Annotated in this window: 16 protein-coding genes, 1 tRNA gene and 3 pseudogenes; 12 read left to right on the top strand and 8 right to left on the bottom strand. The window is 71.2% G+C overall.

Annotated elements, in window-relative coordinates:
- Positions 1-147 precede the first annotated feature (147 nt).
- Positions 148-1,119 (top strand): sigma-70 family RNA polymerase sigma factor, encoded by a 972-nt coding sequence (locus ACXKR8_RS30245; protein WP_458267735.1) that lies wholly within the window; start codon positions 148-150, stop codon positions 1,117-1,119.
- A gap of 20 nt (positions 1,120-1,139) precedes the next feature.
- Positions 1,140-1,331, top strand: a complete 192-nt coding sequence (locus tag ACXKR8_RS30250; RefSeq protein WP_458267736.1) for a hypothetical protein — start codon at positions 1,140-1,142, stop codon at positions 1,329-1,331.
- Between the two features lie 101 nt (positions 1,332-1,432).
- Here ACXKR8_RS30250 and mscL read toward each other — a convergent pair whose 3' ends face one another.
- The 5 genes from mscL to ACXKR8_RS30275 all read right to left on the bottom strand — a co-directional run bounded on the left by mscL (position 1,433) and on the right by ACXKR8_RS30275 (position 5,692).
- A complete protein-coding gene (gene mscL, locus ACXKR8_RS30255) occupies positions 1,433-1,864 on the bottom strand; it encodes a large conductance mechanosensitive channel protein MscL (RefSeq protein ID WP_458267737.1) in 432 nt (143 codons plus the stop codon).
- Between the two features lie 195 nt (positions 1,865-2,059).
- Entirely contained in the window at positions 2,060-2,449 is a 390-nt protein-coding gene (locus ACXKR8_RS30260; protein WP_462099916.1) for a hypothetical protein, read from the bottom strand.
- 381 nt (positions 2,450-2,830) lie between these two features.
- Positions 2,831-3,682, bottom strand: coding sequence for an S-methyl-5'-thioadenosine phosphorylase (locus ACXKR8_RS30265; RefSeq protein ID WP_458267739.1), 852 nt, complete (start codon positions 3,680-3,682; stop codon positions 2,831-2,833).
- A gap of 18 nt (positions 3,683-3,700) precedes the next feature.
- Entirely contained in the window at positions 3,701-4,069 is a 369-nt protein-coding gene (locus ACXKR8_RS30270) for an FmdB family zinc ribbon protein (RefSeq protein ID WP_458267740.1), read from the bottom strand.
- Between the two features lie 129 nt (positions 4,070-4,198).
- The gene (locus ACXKR8_RS30275) at positions 4,199-5,692 is read right to left on the bottom strand and encodes a potassium/proton antiporter (RefSeq protein ID WP_458267741.1); all 1,494 of its coding nucleotides are present in this window, start codon (positions 5,690-5,692) and stop codon (positions 4,199-4,201) included.
- A 175-nt stretch (positions 5,693-5,867) separates the two neighbouring features.
- Here ACXKR8_RS30275 and ACXKR8_RS30280 point away from each other — a divergent pair.
- A pseudogene (locus ACXKR8_RS30280) lies at positions 5,868-8,677 on the top strand (penicillin acylase family protein).
- A gap of 49 nt (positions 8,678-8,726) precedes the next feature.
- Here the strand turns inward: ACXKR8_RS30280 and ACXKR8_RS30285 are convergent.
- The gene (locus tag ACXKR8_RS30285; RefSeq protein WP_458267743.1) at positions 8,727-9,332 is read right to left on the bottom strand and encodes a 5-formyltetrahydrofolate cyclo-ligase; all 606 of its coding nucleotides are present in this window, start codon (positions 9,330-9,332) and stop codon (positions 8,727-8,729) included.
- An 89-nt stretch (positions 9,333-9,421) separates the two neighbouring features.
- Here ACXKR8_RS30285 and ACXKR8_RS30290 point away from each other — a divergent pair, with 89 nt between their 5' ends.
- The 7 genes and pseudogenes from ACXKR8_RS30290 to ACXKR8_RS30320 all read left to right on the top strand — a co-directional run bounded on the left by ACXKR8_RS30290 (position 9,422) and on the right by ACXKR8_RS30320 (position 16,093).
- Positions 9,422-10,285 carry a GGDEF domain-containing protein gene (locus tag ACXKR8_RS30290; RefSeq protein WP_458267744.1) on the top strand — a complete coding sequence of 288 codons (864 nt, stop codon included), beginning with the start codon at positions 9,422-9,424 and terminating at the stop codon, positions 10,283-10,285.
- A gap of 31 nt (positions 10,286-10,316) precedes the next feature.
- Positions 10,317-11,286 (top strand): annotated as a pseudogene (locus ACXKR8_RS30295) (UTP--glucose-1-phosphate uridylyltransferase).
- A 129-nt stretch (positions 11,287-11,415) separates the two neighbouring features.
- Positions 11,416-12,784: pseudogene (gene glp, locus ACXKR8_RS30300) on the top strand (molybdotransferase-like divisome protein Glp).
- A gap of 94 nt (positions 12,785-12,878) precedes the next feature.
- Positions 12,879-13,328, top strand: coding sequence for a cyclic pyranopterin monophosphate synthase MoaC (moaC, locus tag ACXKR8_RS30305; RefSeq protein WP_458275117.1), 450 nt, complete (start codon positions 12,879-12,881; stop codon positions 13,326-13,328).
- The gene (locus ACXKR8_RS30310; RefSeq protein WP_458267746.1) at positions 13,325-13,915 is read left to right on the top strand and encodes a MogA/MoaB family molybdenum cofactor biosynthesis protein; all 591 of its coding nucleotides are present in this window, start codon (positions 13,325-13,327) and stop codon (positions 13,913-13,915) included. The genes moaC and ACXKR8_RS30310 overlap by 4 nt, the downstream gene beginning before the upstream one ends.
- Positions 13,912-14,532 carry a GNAT family N-acetyltransferase gene (locus tag ACXKR8_RS30315; RefSeq protein WP_458275118.1) on the top strand — a complete coding sequence of 207 codons (621 nt, stop codon included), beginning with the start codon at positions 13,912-13,914 and terminating at the stop codon, positions 14,530-14,532. The genes ACXKR8_RS30310 and ACXKR8_RS30315 overlap by 4 nt, the downstream gene beginning before the upstream one ends.
- Before the next feature lie 1,487 nt (positions 14,533-16,019).
- Positions 16,020-16,093 (top strand) — tRNA-Ala (locus ACXKR8_RS30320).
- Between the two features lie 258 nt (positions 16,094-16,351).
- Here ACXKR8_RS30320 and ACXKR8_RS30325 read toward each other — a convergent pair.
- Entirely contained in the window at positions 16,352-16,600 is a 249-nt protein-coding gene (locus ACXKR8_RS30325) for a hypothetical protein (protein WP_458267748.1), read from the bottom strand.
- 164 nt (positions 16,601-16,764) lie between these two features.
- On the opposite strand from ACXKR8_RS30325, the gene istA reads away from it, so the two are divergent.
- Both istA and istB read left to right on the top strand, forming a co-directional pair.
- A complete protein-coding gene (gene istA / locus ACXKR8_RS30330) occupies positions 16,765-18,405 on the top strand; it encodes an IS21 family transposase (protein ID WP_458275119.1) in 1,641 nt (546 codons plus the stop codon).
- Positions 18,406-18,421: 16 nt separating this feature from the next.
- Positions 18,422-19,222 (top strand): IS21-like element helper ATPase IstB, encoded by an 801-nt coding sequence (istB, locus tag ACXKR8_RS30335; RefSeq protein ID WP_458267749.1) that lies wholly within the window; start codon positions 18,422-18,424, stop codon positions 19,220-19,222.
- Here istB and ACXKR8_RS30340 read toward each other — a convergent pair.
- Complete coding sequence (locus tag ACXKR8_RS30340; protein WP_458267750.1) at positions 19,207-19,440, bottom strand: hypothetical protein; 234 nt, start codon at positions 19,438-19,440, stop codon at positions 19,207-19,209. The two genes, istB and ACXKR8_RS30340, sit on opposite strands and share 16 nt — an antisense overlap.
- Between the last annotated feature and the right edge of the window lie 33 nt (positions 19,441-19,473).

A 19,473-nucleotide genomic window follows, 5' to 3' on the forward strand; every position in this document is an offset into this window, starting at 1 on the left:
TATTCCGCAAAATCGACCAGGGTACTGCACTCGGCGAGAGAAATCCCCGGCTTGGGAATGATGTCCTGATTCTGATCGTTACATCGTTATGAAAGGCAGCCAAGAACGGGTCAGCCAGGCCCGTCCCGCCTCCGAGAGGGAGTAAGCATGGCAACCCGTGCCGTCGTCCGCGACAAGGCGGATCGGACCCGCAACGCGCGTCCCACCGCAGGTGAGGCCGACCGCGACCTCGTCGGCATGTACCTCGACGAGATCGCCCGGACCCCGTTGCTCGACGCCGCCCAGGAAGTCGAGCTCTCCACCCGTATCGAGGCGGGCGTTTTCGCCGAGCACCTGCTGGCGAAGGGCGAGACCGCCGTTGAAGCCAGCGAAGAGGAACTTCGCGCCATGGTCGAGGACGGCGCCCGCGCCAAGGACGTCTTCATTCGTTCCAACCTCCGTCTCGTGGTGGCGGTCGCCCGCCGCTATCCGCGCAGCGGTCTCCCGCTGCTCGACCTCATCCAGGAGGGCAACGCCGGCCTGGTCCGTGCTGTGGAGAAGTTCGACTTCGGCAAGGGATTCAAGTTCTCCACCTATGCCACCTGGTGGATCCGGCAGGCCATCACCCGCTCGATCGCCGACCAGTCCCGCACCATCCGGCTCCCGGTCCACCTGGTCGAGGAGCTCGGCCGGATCCGCCGGGTCCAGCGTGAGAAGTCCAAGGAACTCGGCCGCGACGTCGAGCACTCCGAGGTCGCCGCAGAGCTGGACACCACCGTCGAGCGGATCAAGGACGTGCTGGACTGGGCCCGTGACCCGGTCAGCCTGAACATGACCGTCGACGACGACGGCGAGACCCAGTTCGGCGACCTGGTCGAGGACACCGGGGCGACCTCTCCCGAGGACGCCGTCCTGGTCATGCTGCGCCGCGAGGAGCTCGAGGATCTGATCGGCCGGCTGGACCAGCGCACCGCCTCGATCATCCGCTCCCGCTACGGGATGGAGGACGGACGCGAGCGCACCCTCACCGAGGTCGGCAAGCAGCACGGCCTCACCCGGGAGCGCATCCGGCAGATAGAGAAGCACGCCCTGGCCGAACTGCGAAAGATCGCTGACCACTCGGGATTCGAGGCAGCTTGAGTCCGTCCTATGCTGAGGGAATGGCAGACGACATGACTCCCGAGGCCGAGCCGGGCCAGGCCGAGGAGCGCGAAGAGCGCCCGGCGCTGGTCTTCGACGATCCGCTGAGCCGTCCGAGCCGGGACGACACGGACAGCGGTTGGGGCGGCGGCGAGTCCGACCGCGACGAGGCCTGGTACCGCCGCGAGACCCCGCCGCACCACGGCGGTTGACCGACTGAACGAGCAAGGAACTGAGTAGGGACCGAGCAGGGCCGGGGCGCCGTCGCCCCGGCCCTGCCGCATGCCGGGCGGGTCAGCCCTACGGAGGCGGGTCAGCCCTGGCGGGGGTGGGTCAGCAGGTCGCGGATCTCGCCGAGCAGCCCGAGTTCGGTGATCTCGGCGGCCGCCATGGCGTCCTCCTCCAGCTTCTTCCTGGCCGTGTAGCGCGCCATGAGCTTGCTGGTCGGCAGCACGATGCAGAAGTAGACCACCGCGGCGGTGATCAGGAACTGGAGCAGCGAGCCCAGGACGGTGCCCCAGGCGATCTGGATGCCGGTGGTCCCGCCGTGGCCGTCAGGGGTGCAGGGGCCCTTCAGGCAGGACTTGTAGTCATTGAGGTCGGAGGTGCCGAAGGCGCCCACGATCGGGTTGATCAGGCCGGTGACGACCGAGTTGATGACATTGGTGAACGCTGCGCCGATGACGACCGCGACCGCCAGGTCGAGGACGTTGCCGCGCAGCAGGAATGCCTTGAAGCCCTTCAACGGGTGATTTCCTTATGCTGCCGTGGAGCGAGTGAGGTCCTGCGGAACCTACGGCAGCGGCTCGGCCGTTCGGTGCCCGCGAGGTTCACCCGTACGGGTCAGCGCTGGGCCCTCCCGCGCCCTCGCCGAGCGGCTCCACCTGCGGAGATGTCGGCGCACCCCGCGCCGGGGCACGGGCTGCGGCGGGCTGCGGGTTCACTCGCAGGGTTCACCCGGCAGGAGGGGGGCGCACTGGTGTCCGGTGCTCGCCGCCGCGTGCACCGGCAGCGGTGCGGACAGGCGCAGCGAGCCCGCCGCCAGGGTGGTCGCCGCGACCATCAGCCCGGCGGCGATCGGCCCCGGCCGTCGGCGGACGGCTCTGGGCAGCCGGTGCCGCCCGCCGCCGGCCCGGATCGGCGGGAAGAGCGCCACGGTCCGCCTGGCGGGGACGGCGAGCCCGTCGCAGGGCAGGGCGGCGGGACGCGGCCCCAGCGCGGGGGCGGTGCCGGCGACGGGCACCGGGGCGGGCTGCTCCGCTGCGGGCTCCTCGTCCCAGGCCCGGCCGTCCCAGGCCCTGCCGTCCCACACCTCCTCCGCGGTCCACACCGGCGTCGGATCCGAGCCCGGGGCGGTATCAGCGGCCGACTCGGGGCCGCAGCAGCGGCCGGGGCGTCGCGGCCCGGGGTGGGGCGGAGGGAGTGCGTACGATGCCGGTTCACATAGCGGACCGGGCTGTCGATCATCGCGGACATGGCTGGTCACCACCTGCGGGTCGGGGGAGTGGAGGGGTAGCCCGCACCGGCCGGAGCCGGTGGAACTGCCTCCACTCTGGCCCGTTCCGCAACCGCGATCAGCCCCCGACCCTGAGCCTGTGGACAACTCGGGGGCTGTGCATAACTTCGCCACCCGCAGGGGTGAAAACAACAGCAGCAGGCTGACGGGACGGGCGGATCAGACAGGACGGCCGGATCAGGCAGGATGGGCGGATCAGAACCCCAGCCCGGTCTCCAGGCCGTCCAGCGCGTGCGAGCAGACGCAGTCCCGCTCCGCGGTCGCGGGCAGCCCCGCGACCGCGCCCTGGAGCACCCCGCGCAGCCGGTCGATGCTTCCGGCGAAGACCCGCAGCACCTCGGCGTGGGTCACTCCCTCGCCCGCCTCCACTCCCGCGTCCAGGTCGGTGACCAGGGCGATCGAGGTGTAGCAGAGCCCCAGCTCCCGGGCCAGCACGGCCTCCGGGTGGCCGGTCATGCCCACCACCGACCAGCCCTGGGCCCCGTACCAGCGGGATTCGGCCCGGGTGGAGAAGCGCGGGCCCTCGATGACCACCAGGGTGCCGCCGTCCACCGGCTCCCAGCCCGCCGCTCCGGCGGCCTTCAGCGCGGTGGCGCGGCCGGCCGGGCAGTAGGGGTCGGCGGCGGAGACGTGCACCACCTCGGGGGTCAGTCCGTCCGGGCGCCGCTCGCCGTCGTAGTAGGTCTGGGTGCGGCCGGAGGTGCGGTCCACGAACTGGTCCGGAACCAGCAGCGTGCCGGGGCCGTGCTCGGGCCGCAGGCCGCCGGTGGCGCAGGGGCCGAGCACCTGGCGCACGCCCAGGGAGCGCAGCGCCCAGAGGTTGGCCCGGTAGTTGATCCGGTGCGGGGGGATCCGGTGCTCACGCCCGTGCCGGGGCAGGAAGGCGACCTGCCGCCCGGCCATCGCGCCGACGAAGAGCGAGTCGCTGGGCGGCCCGTACGGGGTGTCCACGGACACCTCGACCAGGTCGTCCACGAGCGCGTACAGGCCGGTGCCGCCGATGACGCCGATCTCGGCGGTCGGCGTGCTCTGCTGAGGGATGGTCATGTCCCGCAGCATACGAAGTCAGGCGGCCGGGCTCGATCCACTGCTCTTCGACCCCGAGGAGGACGACCCCGACGAGGAGGACCCCGACGAGGACGCGGCGGAGGTCGAGGCGGGCGCCGGGGTCGACGACGAGGTGGACGGGGCCGAGGACGACGAGGAGTCACCCGTCGACATGCCCGAGCCGGACGAGCTCACCGTGCTGCTCGACGAGGAGCGGCTGTCGGTGCGGTAGAAGCCGCTGCCCTTGAAGACCACGCCGACGGCGGAGTAGATCTTGCGCAGTCTGCCGTCGCACTGGGGGCAGACCGTGAGGGCGTCGTCGGTGAACTTCTGGACGGCCTCGAGTCCGTTCCCGCACTCGGTGCACTGGTACTGGTACGTCGGCACTGTGTTTCCTCCTGGCACTCTCGCCTGATGAGTGCTAACGACGGTCCATGATGCGGTATTCCACGGCGATAGTCCACCGTGGCCACTGTGAGCTGTGACAACAGCCGGCGGCAAGCAGCCCCGCGGGGGTCAGTACTCACCCCTGCGGTCGAGCCAGCCGGCCAGCTTTCCGGCCCGGTCGACGGCCCGCAGCCGCCGCTCGGCCCGGTCCCGCACCTGGTCGGTGGCGACCACCAGCAGGTCGTCGCCGGGGCGCAGCACGGTCGCAGGCCCCGGCACGAAACTGGCGCCGTCGCGGACCACCAGGGTCACCGCCGCGCCCTTGGGCAGCCGCAGCTCGCTGACCTCGACGCCGGCCAGCCGGGATCCCGGCTCCAGGGTCAGCGACAGCAGGTGCCCGTACAGCCGCTCCAGCGGCGCGGACTCCACGTCCAGCCTGCCTGCCTGGGCCGGGTTGCCGATGCCCAGGGTGCGGGCCACCCAGGGCAGGGTGGGGCCCTGGACCAGGGTGAACATCACCACCAGCAGGAAGACGGTGTTGAACAGCTGGTCGGCCCCCGGGACGTCGCCGACCACCGGGATGGTGGCCAGCACGATGGGCACCGCCCCGCGCAGCCCGGCCCAGGACAGCAGCACCTGTTCCCGCCAGGGGATCCGGAACGGGGTCAGTGTCAGCACCACCGACATCGGTCGGGCCAGGAAGACCAGGACCAGTCCGACCACCAGCGCGGGGACGATCGCGTCGACCATGGTGCGCGGGTTGACCAGCAGTCCGAGCAGCACGAACATGCCGATCTGGGCGATCCAGGCCAGGCCCTCGGCGAAGCCGCGGGTGGCCGGGCCGTGCGGTAGCCGGGAGTTGCCGAGGATCAGCGCGCAGATGTAGACGGCGAGGAATCCGGAGCCGTGCAGCAGCGCCCCGCCGGCGTAGGCGAGCAGGGTCAGCGCGACCACGGCGATGGGGTAGAGCCCGGAGGACGGCAGGGCGACCCCGCGCAGCGCCAGCGCGCCCAGTCTGCCCACCAGCAGCCCGGTGACCAGGCCGATCGCGAGCTGCAGCACGATGGAGCCGAGCAGCAGGTACCAGCTGTCGATGGGTCCGGTGGTGGCGAAGGCGACCACCAGGATGACCACCGGGGCGTCGTTGAAGCCGGACTCGGCCTCCAGCAGGCCGCTGAGCCGGGACGGCAGCGGCACCCGGCGCAGCACCGAGAAGACGGCGGCGGCGTCGGTGGACGAGACGACCGCGCCCAGCAGCAGCGACAGCCGCCAGTCCGCGCCGGTGAGCAGGTGCGCGCCCAGGGCGGTGACCGCGACGCTGACGCCGGTGCCGACGGTGGCCAGCACCGCCGCGGCCGGGGCGGACGGTCTGATCTCGGTCCAGGAGGTGCCGAGGCCGCCCTCGGCGAGGATCACCACCAGCGCCGCGTAGCCGAGGACCTGGGTCAGCGAGGCGTCGTCGAAGGCGATGCCGAGGCCGTCCTGGCCCAGGGCGACACCGATGCCGAGGTAGAGCAGCAGGCTGGGGAGTCCGCTGCGGGAGGCCAGTCGCACCGCGGCGACGGCGACCAGCAGGATGAGGGAGAACGCGAGCAGCAGGGTGTCGAGATGGTGGACGGTCACTCAGTGGCACCTCACGACAGATGAAGGGTCATTGGTCTGTGCAATATTTTACCTGCTCTTGGTATTCCTGATCCGCCGATACCGGTCGTAGCCGGTTCCGGTACAGGTGTTAGCGTCGGCTCCGCCGCATCGCACCGCTCGGCGGCGGACGAGCCCCTGCCCCACAAGGACCCTGATGCCCCGCACCAAGAAGTTCCGGCGGTTCCGACTGCTGGTGATCCTGCTCGCGCTGCTGCTGGTCGTCGGCGCGGCGGTCGGCGGATGGCTGGGGGTGAGGACGGTCAAGTCCTCGTTCCCGCAGACCACCGGCACCCTCCAGCTGAAGGGCCTGTCCGGTCCGGTCACCGTGATCCGTGACAGCAAGGGCATTCCGCAGATCTACGCGAGCACCTCGGCCGACCTCTTCATGGCCCAGGGCTTCGTCCAGGCCCAGGACCGCTTCTGGCAGATGGACGTCGACCGGCACATCACCTCGGGCACGCTGTCCTCGATGTTCGGCAAGTCGCAGGTGCAGACCGACACCTTCGTGCAGACCATGGACTGGGCCGGCACCGCGCAGAAGGAGTACGACACCCAGCTCGACCCCGCCACCAAGCAGTACCTCCAGGCGTACTCGGCCGGGGTCAACGCCTGGCTGGGCGAGCACCCGGGCGGCGCGGGTGCCTCGCTGGAGTACGCGCTGCTGGCACCGCCCACAGCGGCTACAAGCCGGCCCCGTGGACCCCGGTGGACTCGGTGTCCTGGCTCAAGGCCATGGCCTGGGACCTCAGCGGCAACATGCAGCAGGAGGTCGACCGCTCGCTGCTGTCGCAGAGCCTCAGCAAGCAGCAGATCGCCGATCTCTACCCGGCCTACCCGTACAGCGCCAACGGGACCATCCTGAAGACCGGGAAGGTCGGCACCGACGGCGCCTACGTCCCGGCCGACGGCACGGCGTCCCCGAGCCAGGGCGGCAGCACCGGCAGTACCAGCAGCACCGGGACGACCGGCAGCAACGCCTCCTACAAGACCAGCGGCACGGTCCAGGGCCTGAACCAGGCCGCGACCCAGCTCGCCGCCAACATCGACAGCGTCCCGGCGCTGCTCGGCACCCCGGGGCAGGGCATCGGCTCCAACTCCTGGGTGGTCTCCGGGGCGCACACCACCACCGACAAGCCGCTGCTGGCCAACGACCCGCACCTCGGCCCGGGGCTGCCGTCGATCTGGTACCAGATGGGCCTGCACTGCACCACCGTCAGCGCGGCCTGCCCGTACGACGTCACCGGCTACACCTTCGCCGGGATGCCCGGCGTGGTGATCGGCCACAACCAGAGCATCTCCTGGGGCTTCACCAACCTCGGCGCCGACGTCCAGGACCTCTACCTGGAGCAGGTCACCGGCCCCGACACCTATCTGCTCGACGGCAAGGAGCAGAAGTTCACCACCCGTCAGGTGGTGATCAAGGTCGCCGGCGGTCCGGACCAGACCGTCACCGTCCGCAGCACCGCCGACGGTATGCCGATCATCTCCGACCACAGCACCGAGCAGCAGAACGTCGGCCAGGACGCCCCGGTGCCCAATGACGCCACCACCGGCAACGCCCCACCCCGGGGCGGCGGTTACGCCATCGCCCTGAAGTGGACCGCGCTGACCCCCAGCAAGACCATGGACTCGGTGTTCGAGCTGGACCGGGCCACGGACTTCCCCAGCTTCCAGGCCGCCGCCCGGGACTTCGCCGTCCCCGCGCAGAACCTGATCTACGCCGACACCTCCGGCAACATCGGCTACCAGGCGCCGGGCCAGATCCCGATCCGGAACAAGGACAAGAACGACGACGGCACCTACCCGCAGCCCGGCTGGGACTCCTCCTACCAGTGGAAGGGGATGATCCCGCAGAAGGCGCTGCCCTATGTGGAGAACCCCGCGGCCGGCTACATCGTGACCGCCAACCAGGCGGTGGTCGGGCCGAGTTACCCCTACGAGCTGACCGACGACTGGGGCTACGGCGTCCGCTCCAAGCAGATCACCAGCCTGATCAAGTCCAAGCTGGCCAACGGCGGGAAGATCTCGCCGGAGGACATGCAGTCGATGCAGTTGGACGACACCAGCACCATGGCGAAGACCCTGGTGCCGCTGCTGCTCAAGGTGAAGCTGCCGGCCGCCTACGCCAAGCCGTACTACCAGGACGCGCTGAAGCTGCTGCAGGACTGGAACTACCAGCAGGACTCGGGCTCCGCGGCCGCCGCGTACTACAACGCGGTCTGGAGCAATCTGCTGCACCTGGCCTTCGACGAGAAGTTCCCGGCGCAGGTCAGGGCCACCACGGACTGCGTGATGCAACTGCCGCCGGCCAGCGCCAACCTCCCGGCGGACAGCCTCAACGGGCCGCCCAAACCAGTCTCGGTCTGCGGCACCCGCAGCCCCGACCAGGCCCAGCCGGACGGCGGCGACCAGTGGATGACGGCGGTCACCCAGCTGCTGAAGAACCCCGACAGCGACTGGTGGACCTACACCGACAGCCAGAACGTCCAGGTCCAGGGCCTGGACAACCTGCTGGTCAAGGCCATGATCGACGCCCGCAACCAGCTGACCTCGCTGATGGGCAAGGACATCGGCAGCTGGAGCTGGGGCCGGATCCACACCCTGACGCTGAAGGAGCAGACGCTCGGCACGGACAACTCCTCCATCGCCTCCGGGCTGGTCCACAAGCTGCTCAACCGCGGCCCTTACCAGCTCGACGGCGGCAGCGCGGCGGTGGACGCCACCGGCTGGAACGCCTCGGCCGGCTTCCAGGTGGACTGGGCGCCGTCGATGCGGATGGTGGTGGACCTGTCCGACCTGGACAGCTCGCAGTGGATCAATATCGGCGGGGCCTCGGGCCACGCCTATGACGCGCACTACAACGACCAGACCCAGCTGTGGGCCGACGGCCACCTGCTGACCTGGCCGTTCAGCCAGGCGGCGGTCAAGGCCGCGGCGGTCGACACGCTGACGCTGAACCCTTGAGGCTGACGCCCTGACGCTGATGCTCTGACGCCGACGCCCTGACGCTGCGTCAGTCCTCGGTGCGGCCGGTGGCGCCGTCGAAGACATACCTCTTCGACGGCGTCACCGCCGCGTCCACCCGCCGGTCGTGCGGCTCGGCCGGGACGCCGGGCAGCACCTCCTGGTCGTAGAGCAGGGTCACCAGCGGCGCCGCCGAGCCGGCCGCGGCCAGCCGCTCCAGCACCCGGTCGTAGCTCCCGCCGCCGCGGCCCAGCCTGACCCCCCGTCCGTCCACCGCCAGGCCCGGCAGCAGGACCAAGCCGGCCGCGGTCACCGCCGCCGGGCCCAGCCGCGCGCCGTCCGGCTCCCACAGCCCGCGGCGCGCCCGTACCAGTGCCTCCGCGCCCCGGTACACGCCCCAGTCCAGGTCGTTGTCCGGCAGCAGCACCGGCAGCAGCACCCGGACCCCCCGCGCGAGCAGGGCGTCGAGCAGCGCACCGGTCCCGGGTTCGGTCCCCACCGAGACATAGCCCGCCACCACGCCGGGCGGTCCGGGCGGCAGCAGTTCCAGCGCCCGCCGGCCCAGATCGAGGGCGGCCTGCTGCCGCTGCTCGGGTGACATAGCGGCGCGTGCGGCGAGTACCCGTGACCTCAGCGCGGTCTTGTCGTTCACCATCGGATGGGCATCACTTTCGGATCGGATCGGCTTCGAATCTGCTGTGAGCGGTGCATGCCCAGTCTGCACGCAGCGAGAAAGGGGATCCCATGTCGTTGGACCTGTCCGCGGATCTGTCGTGGATCCTCGCCGCGCTGCTGCTGACCGCGCTGCTGGCGGTGGTGCTCACCGCCGCCGCCCTGCGCCGGGCCCGCCGTACCGCCGCCGCGCACACCCTGAGCCTGCAGCAGGAGCTGGAGCGGCTGCGCCGCAGCAGCGCCGAACTGGAGCGCACCTCCTACACCGACGCCCTCACCGGGGTCTGGAACTACCGCTACCTCCAGCTCTCGCTGGACCGCGAGATCGCCCGCAGCGCCCGGCACCCGCTGCCGGACGGCACGGACCGGCTGGCCCTGCTGCTGCTGGAGATCGAGGGCTTCGACGAGATCCGCCGCGAGTACGGCCACCAGCGGGCCGGCGCGGTGCTGCGGGATCTGGCCCAGCGGCTGGCCATGGAGGTCCGCGAGGCCGATGTGTTCGGCCGCTACGGCGGCGAGGAGTTCCTGATCCTGCTGCCCGACACCGACGCGGACGGGGCCGAGCACGTCGCCGAGCGGCTGCGCTGGACCGTCCGCCGCCACCCGCTGGCGCTGCCCTCGGTCCCGGCGCTGTCAGTTCCGGCGCTGTCCGAGGACGGGGCGGCGGCGCCGGTGAACGGGCTCAGCGCCGCCATCGGCATCTCGGTGCTGCCCCGGGACGGCGGGCACGCCACCCTGCTGCTGCGGGCCGCCGACCGGGCGCTCGCCGCCGCCCGTACCCCGGCGACGGAATCCCCGGAGTCGTCGCCGGCGGAGGCCCCGGAGCCGGCACCGGAGGGTGATCTGAAGATCGTGGAAACCTCCACGTCGCAGCCGGTTTACGCGCTGCTCGCCCAAGGCTGTGATCTCACGGTCAAAGCCCGCGACGGGGCCTGATCCGTAACCTGGGATCACTACAGTCATCGGCATGACGAAAGCTCGTACGCGCCAGATCACCAAGGCCGTCATCCCCGCCGCGGGTCTGGGCACGCGATTCCTTCCTGCGACCAAGGCCACTCCGAAGGAAATGCTTCCGGTCGTCGACAAACCGGCCATCCAGTACGTGGTGGAGGAGGCGGCCTCGGCCGGCCTCACCGACGTGCTGATGATCACCGGGCGCAACAAGCGCCCGCTGGAGGACCACTTCGACCGGGCCTACGAGCTCGAGGAGCAGCTGATCCGCAAGGGCGACCAGAGCAGGCTCGACCGGGTCCGCGAGTCCAGCGAACTGGCCACCATGCACTACGTCCGCCAGGGCGACCCCAAGGGCCTCGGCCACGCCGTGCTCTGCGCCGAGCCGCATGTCGCCGACCAGCCCCTTCGCGGTCCTGCTCGGCGACGACCTGATCGACCCGCGCGACCCGCTGCTCGCCAAGATGATCGAGGTCCAGCGGGAGCTGGGCGGCAGCGTGGTCGCCCTGATCGAGGTCGACCCCTCGCAGGCCCACCTCTACGGCTGCGCCGAGATCAAGCCGGCCGAGTGGCACGGCTCGATCGGGGCCGACGACGAGATCGTCCGGATCACCGACCTGGTCGAGAAGCCCGCCCCCGGCGAGGCGCCCAGCAGCTACGCGGTGATCGGCCGCTACGTCCTCGACCCCGCGGTCTTTGAGGTGCTGCAGAACACCAGGCCAGGGGTCGGCGGGGAGATCCAACTCACCGACGCGCTGCGCGTGCTGGCCCAGCGCACCCCCGGCCGGGGCGGCCCGGTGCACGGCGTCATCTTCAAGGGCCGCCGCTACGACACCGGCGACCGCGGCGACTACCTGCGGGCGATCGTCCGGCTGGCCTGCGAGCGCGAGGACCTCGGTCCTGAGTTCCGCAGCTGGCTCAAGGACTTCGTCGGCAACGGCGAACTGGACCGGCTCGGCAGCGGCGCGGAGTCCGATCAGGCATGATCGGACGGGTACGGTCCGTCAGGCACGACCGTGCGGCTCGACGACGAGGCAGCAGGGGGCACCACAGTGAGCGACGGATCCACCACCGCAGAGCACCAGCACGACGCGCCGCATCCGCCCGCGCCGCATCTGCACACTGCGGAGGGTGACCCCTGCGCCGCCGACAGCGACGCGGAGCGGTACTGGACCGTCGACGAGCACCTCGCCGACATCCTCGCCCGGGTGCATCTGCTGCCCCCGCTCAGCCTGCAGCTGCTGGACGCCCAGGGCTGCCTGACCATCGACCGGATCAGCGCCGGCGGCGACCTCCCGCCGTTCGACAACAGCTCGATGGACGGCTACGCGGTCCGGATCGCCGACGTCGCCGGAGCCACCGCCGAGTACCCCTCGGTGCTCACCGTGGTCGGCGACGTCGCGGCCGGGGCGGCGAACCTGCCGGTGGTCGGCCCGGGCCAGTGCGCCCGGATCATGACCGGCGCGCCGCTGCCGCCCGGGGCCGAGGCCGTGGTCCCGGTCGAGTGGACCGACGGCGGCAGCGGCGGTAAGAAGGCCGCCGTGGACATGAAGCCGGTCAGCAGCTCGCCCAAGGGCGCGTCCGGCGAGGTCAAGGTGTTCCGCCCGGCCGCCAACGGCGACTTCGTCCGCCGCCGCGGCGACGACATCAAGGCCGGCCAGGCCGTCCTCCCGGCCGGTACGGTGCTCGGCCCGGCGCAGATCGGGCTGCTCGCCGCGATCGGCCTGGACACGGTGCAGGTGCGGCCCAGGCCGCGGGTGGTGGTGCTCTCCACCGGCAGCGAGCTGGTCCCGCCCGGCACCAAGGTCGGCCCGGGCCAGATCAGCGACTCCAACAGCTTCGCGCTGACGGCGGCCGCCAGGGACGCCGGGGCCAATCGTCTACCGGGTCGGCGGGGTGCCCGACGACCCGGAGCGGCTGCGCGAGGTGATCGAGGACCAGCTGATCCGCGCCGACCTGGTGGTCACCAGCGGCGGTGTCAGCGTCGGCGCGTACGACGTGGTCAAGGAGGCGCTGGCGGCCGAGGACGGCAAGGCGCCGCCGCTGGGGAAGATCGACTTCCGCAAGCTGCGGATGCAGCCGGGCAAGCCGCAGGGCTTCGGGCTGCTCGACGGCCGGGTCCCGCTGTTCGCCCTGCCGGGCAACCCGGTCAGCGCGTACCTCTCCTTCGAGCTGTTCGTGCGCCCCGCCATCCGGACCATGATGGGCCTCGACGAGGTCCACCGCCCGGTCGTCCAGGCCCGGCTGACGCAGGCGCTGGAGTCACCGGCCGGACGCCGGCAGTTCGCCCGGGCCCGCTACGTGCTGGGCAAGCCGGGGGAGACCGGCAGCGTCACCCCGGTCGGCGGCGCGGGCTCGCACCTGGTCGGCCCGCTGGCCCAGGCCAACGCGCTGATCGTGGTCCCGGAGGAGAGCACCTCGGTGTCCGCCGACGAGCTGGTCCAGGTGGTCCTGCTGGAGCCGGTGCCGGTTTCCGAGGGGTAACCTGTGCCCGCACGGCAACGTCCCAGGAGACGACACCTTGAGCAACGCGCAGAGTGACCGGTTGACCCACGTCGACGCGACGGGGGCGGCCCGCATGGTCGACGTCTCCGAGAAGGCCACCACCGTACGGACCGCTCGGGCCACCGGCCGGGTCCTGGTGGCCCCCCGGGTGGTGGAGCTGCTGCGCGGCGAGGGAGTGCCCAAGGGCGACGCCCTGTCGGTGGCCCGGATCGCCGGGATCATGGGCGCCAAGCGCACCCCCGACCTCATCCCGCTGTGCCACCCGATCGCCCTCTCCGGGGTGACCGTCGAGCTGGTGGTCACCGACCAGGCCGTGGAGATCGCCGCGACCGTCCGCACCGCGGACCGGACCGGGGTCGAGATGGAGGCGCTGACCGCGGTCGCGGTGGCCGGGCTCACCGTGATCGACATGGTCAAGGCCGTCGACAAGGGCGCCCGGATCGACGCGGTCCAGGTGGAGTCCAAGACCGGCGGCAAGAGCGGCGACTGGCATCGCGAGGCGCCCGGCGGAGCGGCGCTGTGAGCGGGGTCGGTTCGGCTGCTCCCGGGGCCGCTGCTGCCGGGGTTGCCGGTTCCGGGGTTGCCGGTTCGGCTTCGGCCGGGCGGGCCCTCGCCGTCACCGTCTCCAACCGGGCCTCGGCCGGTGTCTACGCCGACAAGGGCGGCCCGCTGCTGGTGGCCGGCCTCACCGCGATGGGCTTCCGCACCGACGGCCCGCAGGTCGTCCCGGACGGTGAGCCCGTCGCCGCCGCGCTGCGGGCCGCCGTCGCCGCGGGCTACGACGTGGTCCTCACCACCGGCGGCACCGGGGTCACCCCGATGGACCTCACCCCGGAGATGACCGCGCGGGTGATCGACCGCCCGGTCCCGGGCATCGCCGAGGCGATCCGGGCCCAGGGACGCGCTGCCGGAGTGCCCACCGCGGCCCTCTCCCGAGGGCTGTCCGGCCTGGCCGGAACCACCCTGATCGTCAACCTCCCGGGTTCCAGCGGCGGAGTGAAGGACGGCCTGGCCGTGCTGACCCCGCTGCTGGCCCACGCCGTCGACCAGGTCAGGGGCGGCGACCACGCCCGCACCGACCTGGATGCACCGTCAGGAGCAGAGCGCTGAACGCCTTCTGGCCGGTCGAGCTGCACGAGGGCCCGGTGGGGCTGCGTCCGATCCGGGTCCGCGACCGGCGGATCTGGCAGGAGGTCAGCGCCCGTAACCGGCACTGGCTGCGCCGCTGGGAGGCCACCGTCCCGCCGGCCCAGCCCGGCAACAACTCCACCCCGCGCCCGACGTACCGGCAGATGGTGCACTTCCTGCGCTCCGAGGCGCAGGCGGGCCGGATGCTGCCGTTCGTCGTCACCTACCAGGGCGAGCTGGTCGGCCAGCTCACCGTCGGCGGCATCACCTGGGGCTCGATGTGCTCGGCGAACGTCGGCTACTGGGTGGACGAGGCGGTCGCCGGACGCGGCATCATCCCGACCGCGGTGGCCATGGCCGTGGACCACTGCTTCCGGGACATGGGGCTGCACCGGATCGAGGTCTGTATCCGCCCGGAGAACATCCCGAGCCGCCGGGTGGTGGAGAAGCTCGGCTTCCGCGAGGAGGGAATCCGGCCGCGCTACCTCCATATCGACGGGGGCTGGCGGGACCACCTGGTGTTCGCACTGACGGCGGACGAGGTGCCGGAGGGCCTGCTGCACCGATGGCGGGGCAACAGACAGCACCTGGATCAGTAGCCCAGGCCTGATTCATTAATTCATATGCACGTTCGAATATGCACACTTTCTGTCGTTCAAAGCGACAAAAATAGGGTGAGATGAGCGTGATCGTGCGACACACCGGCCGAAATTGCCGCCAGCCACTCCCCAGCCCCCGTACGGTGTGAACCGTGAGCAGTAGCGGCCTCATCTACGCGGTCATCGTGGGGGCCTGGGCTGCCTATCTGGTGCCGATGTGGCTCCGCAGGCAGGACGAGCTCAACGAGGCCCGCCCCACCGAACGTTTCAGCACCGCGATCCGACTGCTGTCCGGACGCGCCGCGATGGAGCGGAAGGCCTCCCGCGGCATCGAGGACGACAGCGCGGAGCAGCAGCCCGCGCAGCAGGCGCAGCCGCGGACCCCGCCCGCCGCTGCGCCCGTACCCGCGCCCACCCGCGAACGCGCCGCCGCGGGGGCGCCTCCGCGCCCGGCCGCCGGGCCGACGACGGGGCAGCCCGCCCAGGTGGGCCCCGGCAACGCCGTAGGTCCTGGCGCCGCTGCGGGCCCCGGCATCGCTGCGGGCCCCGGTGTCGCTCCGAACCCGGGCGGGCCGTCGAACCCCTCCCAGCGGCTGAACCCCTCCCAGCGGCTGAACCCCTCCCAGGGGCTGAACCCCTCCCAGCCTGCGAGCGCCTCCCACCCGGGGGGCCCAGCCCAGCCTTCGAGCCCCGGCCGCCGTCCCGACCAGCGCCGCCGAGCCACCCTGCTGGCCCGCCGCCGCCGTATGGTCATCCTGCTCTTCGCCGTCTTCACCGTCGGCATGATCACCGCGGCGGTCGGCGGCATCGCCCTGCTCTGGCTGCCCGCGATCCCGGCCGTGCTCTTCTCCGTCTACATCGCGCACCTGCGCCGCCAGGAACGCCGCCGCTTCGAGGTCAAGCTCGACCGCCGCCGCGCGGCCGAGGCGGCCCAGCAACTCCGCGAGCGCGAGCGCGAACGCCGCCGCGCCGCGGCCGCCCCGGACACCGCCGCCGCACCGGCCCCGGCCGCGGGCCCCCGCCCGCCCGACTTCGCCCACCCGGCCGGGCGGACCGCCGCCGGCTCCGGCGTGCACCACGTCCAGGCCCTGGTCGAGGCCGCCGACAGCGACGACGCGGACGACTCCGACGAGGGCGCCGACGAGTCCGAGGGCTGGAGCAGCGGCCCGCGCGAGCGCCCGGCCGGCGCCGAGTCCTGGGACCCGGTCCCGGTCCCGCTCCCCACCTATGTCACCGCCCCGGTCGCCCCCCGCAGCGCAGGCGGTGGCATCGACCGCGGCGCCCCGGAGACCTGGAACCCGGCCCGCAGCACGGCCGGCCCACCCCCCGCCCCGGCCGCCAAGCCCCGCCGCCCCCCGGCCACCCCGCTCTTCGACCAGTACGCCGAGGAGACCCCCATCCCCGCGCTGCCAACGAATGACCCGCCCCGACCAGCGCCAAAAGCGTGCAGAACCACTGCCGCCGACCTGCTAGAGTTTTCTCTTGTTGGGGCTGTGGCGCAGTCCGGTAGCGCACCTCGTTCGCATCGAGGGGGCCAGGGGTTCGAATCCCCTCAGCTCCACCCAGCAGCTGTTCTTGAGTTAGCTCGGGAATGGTTGACGAGATCCCGTCGAGAAGATTCTTCTCGACGGGATCTCGTGGTTTTGGGGTCTGTTCGAGCGCTGTTGCAGGCCCGGACCGACTCTGTGGCTCGGTTTCCGGAGCTCAGCGGCGCGGTCTGGGGGTGTTCGGGGTGCGGAGGGCGTACCGGGGCGAACGCCGATCTGTGGAGCATCGGCGGTGTGGGACCTGCCTATCGGGTTCGTCGTTTGACTGCTCTTTAGCCGCTCGGCGGAGGTCGCCCGGTCGCGGTCGGCTCGTTCGGAATCGAACTGCTGGGCGGTGCTTGGCCCTCGGTGTCCGGGGGCGGCTCGGTGGTGCCGGTGGTGTGCTTCCAGTCGTGGAGGATCTGCAGGTTCAGGGTGCAGATCGTCAGGGCGACCAGGACGGTCTGAGCGGTGCGGCCGTGGGCGAGGCGGCGTTTAGGCTCGGCGAGGTCGACCCGGTGTCCCTTGCCACGGCCGTTCAAGCCCTTGGCTTTGTAAGTGAGTCTTGAGGCCAGATGTATGTGAGTTCTGACTCCAGTGGGGTGGGTCGGGATGGAGCCGGTTTTAATGTCGGTGAGATTTGACGCCACTGGGGGCCTTGCGGTGGGAGGATGCCGAGTGCAGTAGGTAGCCCTGGGTGGCCCAAGTGCCGGTCTCCAAGATCGAGTTGTACGCGGCGATACGCCGTGACGCGAAGGTCGAAGGGCTGTCCAGCAGGGCTCTGTCGGCCAAGTACGGGGTGGGCCGGCGGACGGTGGCGACGGCGCTGGAGTCGGTCTTCCCGGCCACGCGCAAGGAGCTTCCGGCCCGGGTCTCGCGCCTGGACCCGTTCAAGGTGGTCATCGACCAGATCCTGCGGGAGGACCTGGACGCGCCGCGCAAGCAGCGGCACACCGTCAAGCGGGTCTTCGACCGACTGATCGACGAGCACCAGGCCAAGGGCGTGTCCTACGCGATGGTCCGCGCCTACATCGCGGTGCGCGCCCCGGAGATCCGGATCGAGGAGGGCCGCGGACCGCCGCAGGCGTTCATCCCCCAGACCCACCGCCCCGGTGACGAGGCTGAGGTCGACTTCGGCGACGTGTGGATCCAGCTGAACGGCGTGCCCACCAAGGTGTTCCTGTTCTCGCTGCGACTCTCGTTCAGCGGCAAAAGCGCCCACAAGATCTTCGCCTCGTGCGGCCAGGAGGCCTTCCTGGAAGGCCACGTCCACGCGCTGCAGGTGCTGGGCGGCGTCCCCCGCAGCAAGATCCGCTACGACAACCTGCGGGCCGCGGTCAGCCAGGTGCTGGGCCGCACCCGCGGACGGGTGGAGTCCGAGCGCTGGACCGCGTTCCGGTCACACTTCGGAATCGAGAGTTTCTATTGCAATCCGGGCATCGAGGGCGCCCATGAGAAGGGAGGCGTCGAAGGGCAGATCGGCTGGTTCCGCAGAAACCACCTGGTCCCCGTCCCGAAAGTCGAGTCTCTGGCGGAGCTGAACGCGATGGTCGAGCAGTGGGACCGGGACGATGACGGGCGCCGGATCCTGCAGCGGGCGATGACGGTCGGGGAGATGTTCGCCATCGAGCGCCCGCTGCTGGTGCCGCTGCCCGAGGAGGACTTCGAGACCGGCCTGGTCTCCTCCCTGCGCGTCAACAGGTATGGGCAGGTCAGCGTCCGGACGAACCACTACTCGGTGCCGGTGCGGTTGATCGGGCGGATGGTCCGGGTCGTGCTGCACGCCTCCGAGCTGGTGGTCTACGAGAACCACAAGGAGGTCGCCCGGCACGAGCGGCTGATCGCCAAGGGCGGCTCGCGCCTGGAGCTGGACCACTACCTGGAAGCCCTGCTGCGCAAGCCCGGCGCGCTGCCCGGGGCCACCGCCCTGGACCAGGCCCGCTCCGCGGGCAAGTTCACCCCGGTCCACGACGCCTGGTGGCAGGCCGCCTGCAAGGCCCACGGGGATGCGGCCGGCACCCGGGCGCTGATCGCGGTGCTGCTGCTGCACCGGCACATGCCCCACGAACACGTCGTCGCCGGGATCGCCACCGCGCTGCGGGCCGGCGCGCTGACCGCCGACGCCGTCGCCCTGGAAGCACGCAAGTGGGGCGAGGCCGACCAGGGCACCGAACCCCTGTCCGAGCAGGACACCCGGCGGCTGCGGATGGACGCCGGGGCGACGGTGACCTCACTGACCGAACGGCGCCTGGCCGCCCTTCCCCCGGACCCAAGGCCCCTGCCGTCGGTGGCCGCCTACGACCAATTGCTGCGATTGCGCCGGCGTCCTGCCGACGGACCGGCGTGAACTGAGAAGAGGGACCATGACCGCCAAGCGCGCACTGACCGAGCAGGCCGCCGACACCGCCGTCGACGCCTCGTGCCGGATGCTGCGACTGCCGACCGTCCGCTCGCAGTACCAGGAGCAGGCCCTGGCCGCGGTGCGGGACCAGATGACCTACCGCGGGTTCCTGGCCGAGCTGCTGCTGTCGGAGTGCGATGACCGGGCCAGGCGCCGTTCCGAGCGTCGGATCAAGGCAGCGGGCTTCCCGCGCGACAAGTCCATCCGCCAGTTCGACTTCGAGGCCAACCCGGCGATCAACGCGGCCCAGATCCACACCCTGGCTTCCTGCGACTGGGTCAAGAAGGGCCTGCCGCTGTGCTTGATCGGCGACTCGGGGACCGGCAAGTCGCACCTGCTGATCGCGCTGGGCACCGAGGCCGCGATGCACGAGTACCGGGTGAAGTACGTGCTGGCGACCAAGCTCGTCAACGAGCTGGTGGAGGCCGCCGACGAGAAGGTCCTGGCCAAGACCATCGCCCGCTACGGGCGCGTCGATCTCCTTTGTATCGACGAGCTTGGATATATGGAACTGGATCGTCGCGGGGCGGAGCTGCTGTTCCAGGTGTTGACGGAGCGTGAGGAAAAGAACTCTGTGGCGATCGCCTCCAACGAATCCTTTGGAGGGTGGACCAAGACGTTCACGGATCCAAGGCTCTGCGCGGCTATTGTCGACCGTTTGACGTTCGGCGGGAACATCATCGAGACCGGCACCGATTCCTACCGGCTGGCCGCGACCCGGGCCCGGGCCGAACAGATGACCGCCGCTCAGGCCGGCGGCTGACCCAGCCGCGCCGCTTCCAGGTCCAAGGTGAGCGCGTCGCGCAGGGCGAACAACGTGTCGACGTCGGCATACTGGGCCAGCGCCCGCAGCAGGTCACGGATATGGCCGTCATCACCGTCGCGCACCGCCGCCACTATGGCGGCGATCACAGGATCGCCGACGCAGCCGTCGAGTCGTCTTGTCATACCGGCACAACGACCGAAGGTCCAGGCGGTCACGCGGTCCGCGCCCGAGCGACCCGGTGGAGTGAA

This window comes from Streptacidiphilus sp. PAMC 29251 (assembly GCF_054208735.2).

What these genes read in the sequence shown, in the direction of transcription:
- ACXKR8_RS30290 (WP_458267744.1), top strand. Translation starts at nt 9,422, where the DNA reads ATGTCGTTGGACCTGTCCGCGGATCTGTCGTGGATCCTCGCCGCGCTG.
- ACXKR8_RS30265 (WP_458267739.1), bottom strand. Translation starts at nt 3,682, where the DNA reads ATGACCATCCCTCAGCAGAGCACGCCGACCGCCGAGATCGGCGTCATC.
- istB (WP_458267749.1), top strand. Translation starts at nt 18,422, where the DNA reads ATGACCGCCAAGCGCGCACTGACCGAGCAGGCCGCCGACACCGCCGTC.
- moaC (WP_458275117.1), top strand. Translation starts at nt 12,879, where the DNA reads ATGGTCGACGTCTCCGAGAAGGCCACCACCGTACGGACCGCTCGGGCC.
- ACXKR8_RS30285 (WP_458267743.1), bottom strand. Translation starts at nt 9,332, where the DNA reads ATGGTGAACGACAAGACCGCGCTGAGGTCACGGGTACTCGCCGCACGC.
- ACXKR8_RS30245 (WP_458267735.1), top strand. Translation starts at nt 148, where the DNA reads ATGGCAACCCGTGCCGTCGTCCGCGACAAGGCGGATCGGACCCGCAAC.
- ACXKR8_RS30250 (WP_458267736.1), top strand. Translation starts at nt 1,140, where the DNA reads ATGGCAGACGACATGACTCCCGAGGCCGAGCCGGGCCAGGCCGAGGAG.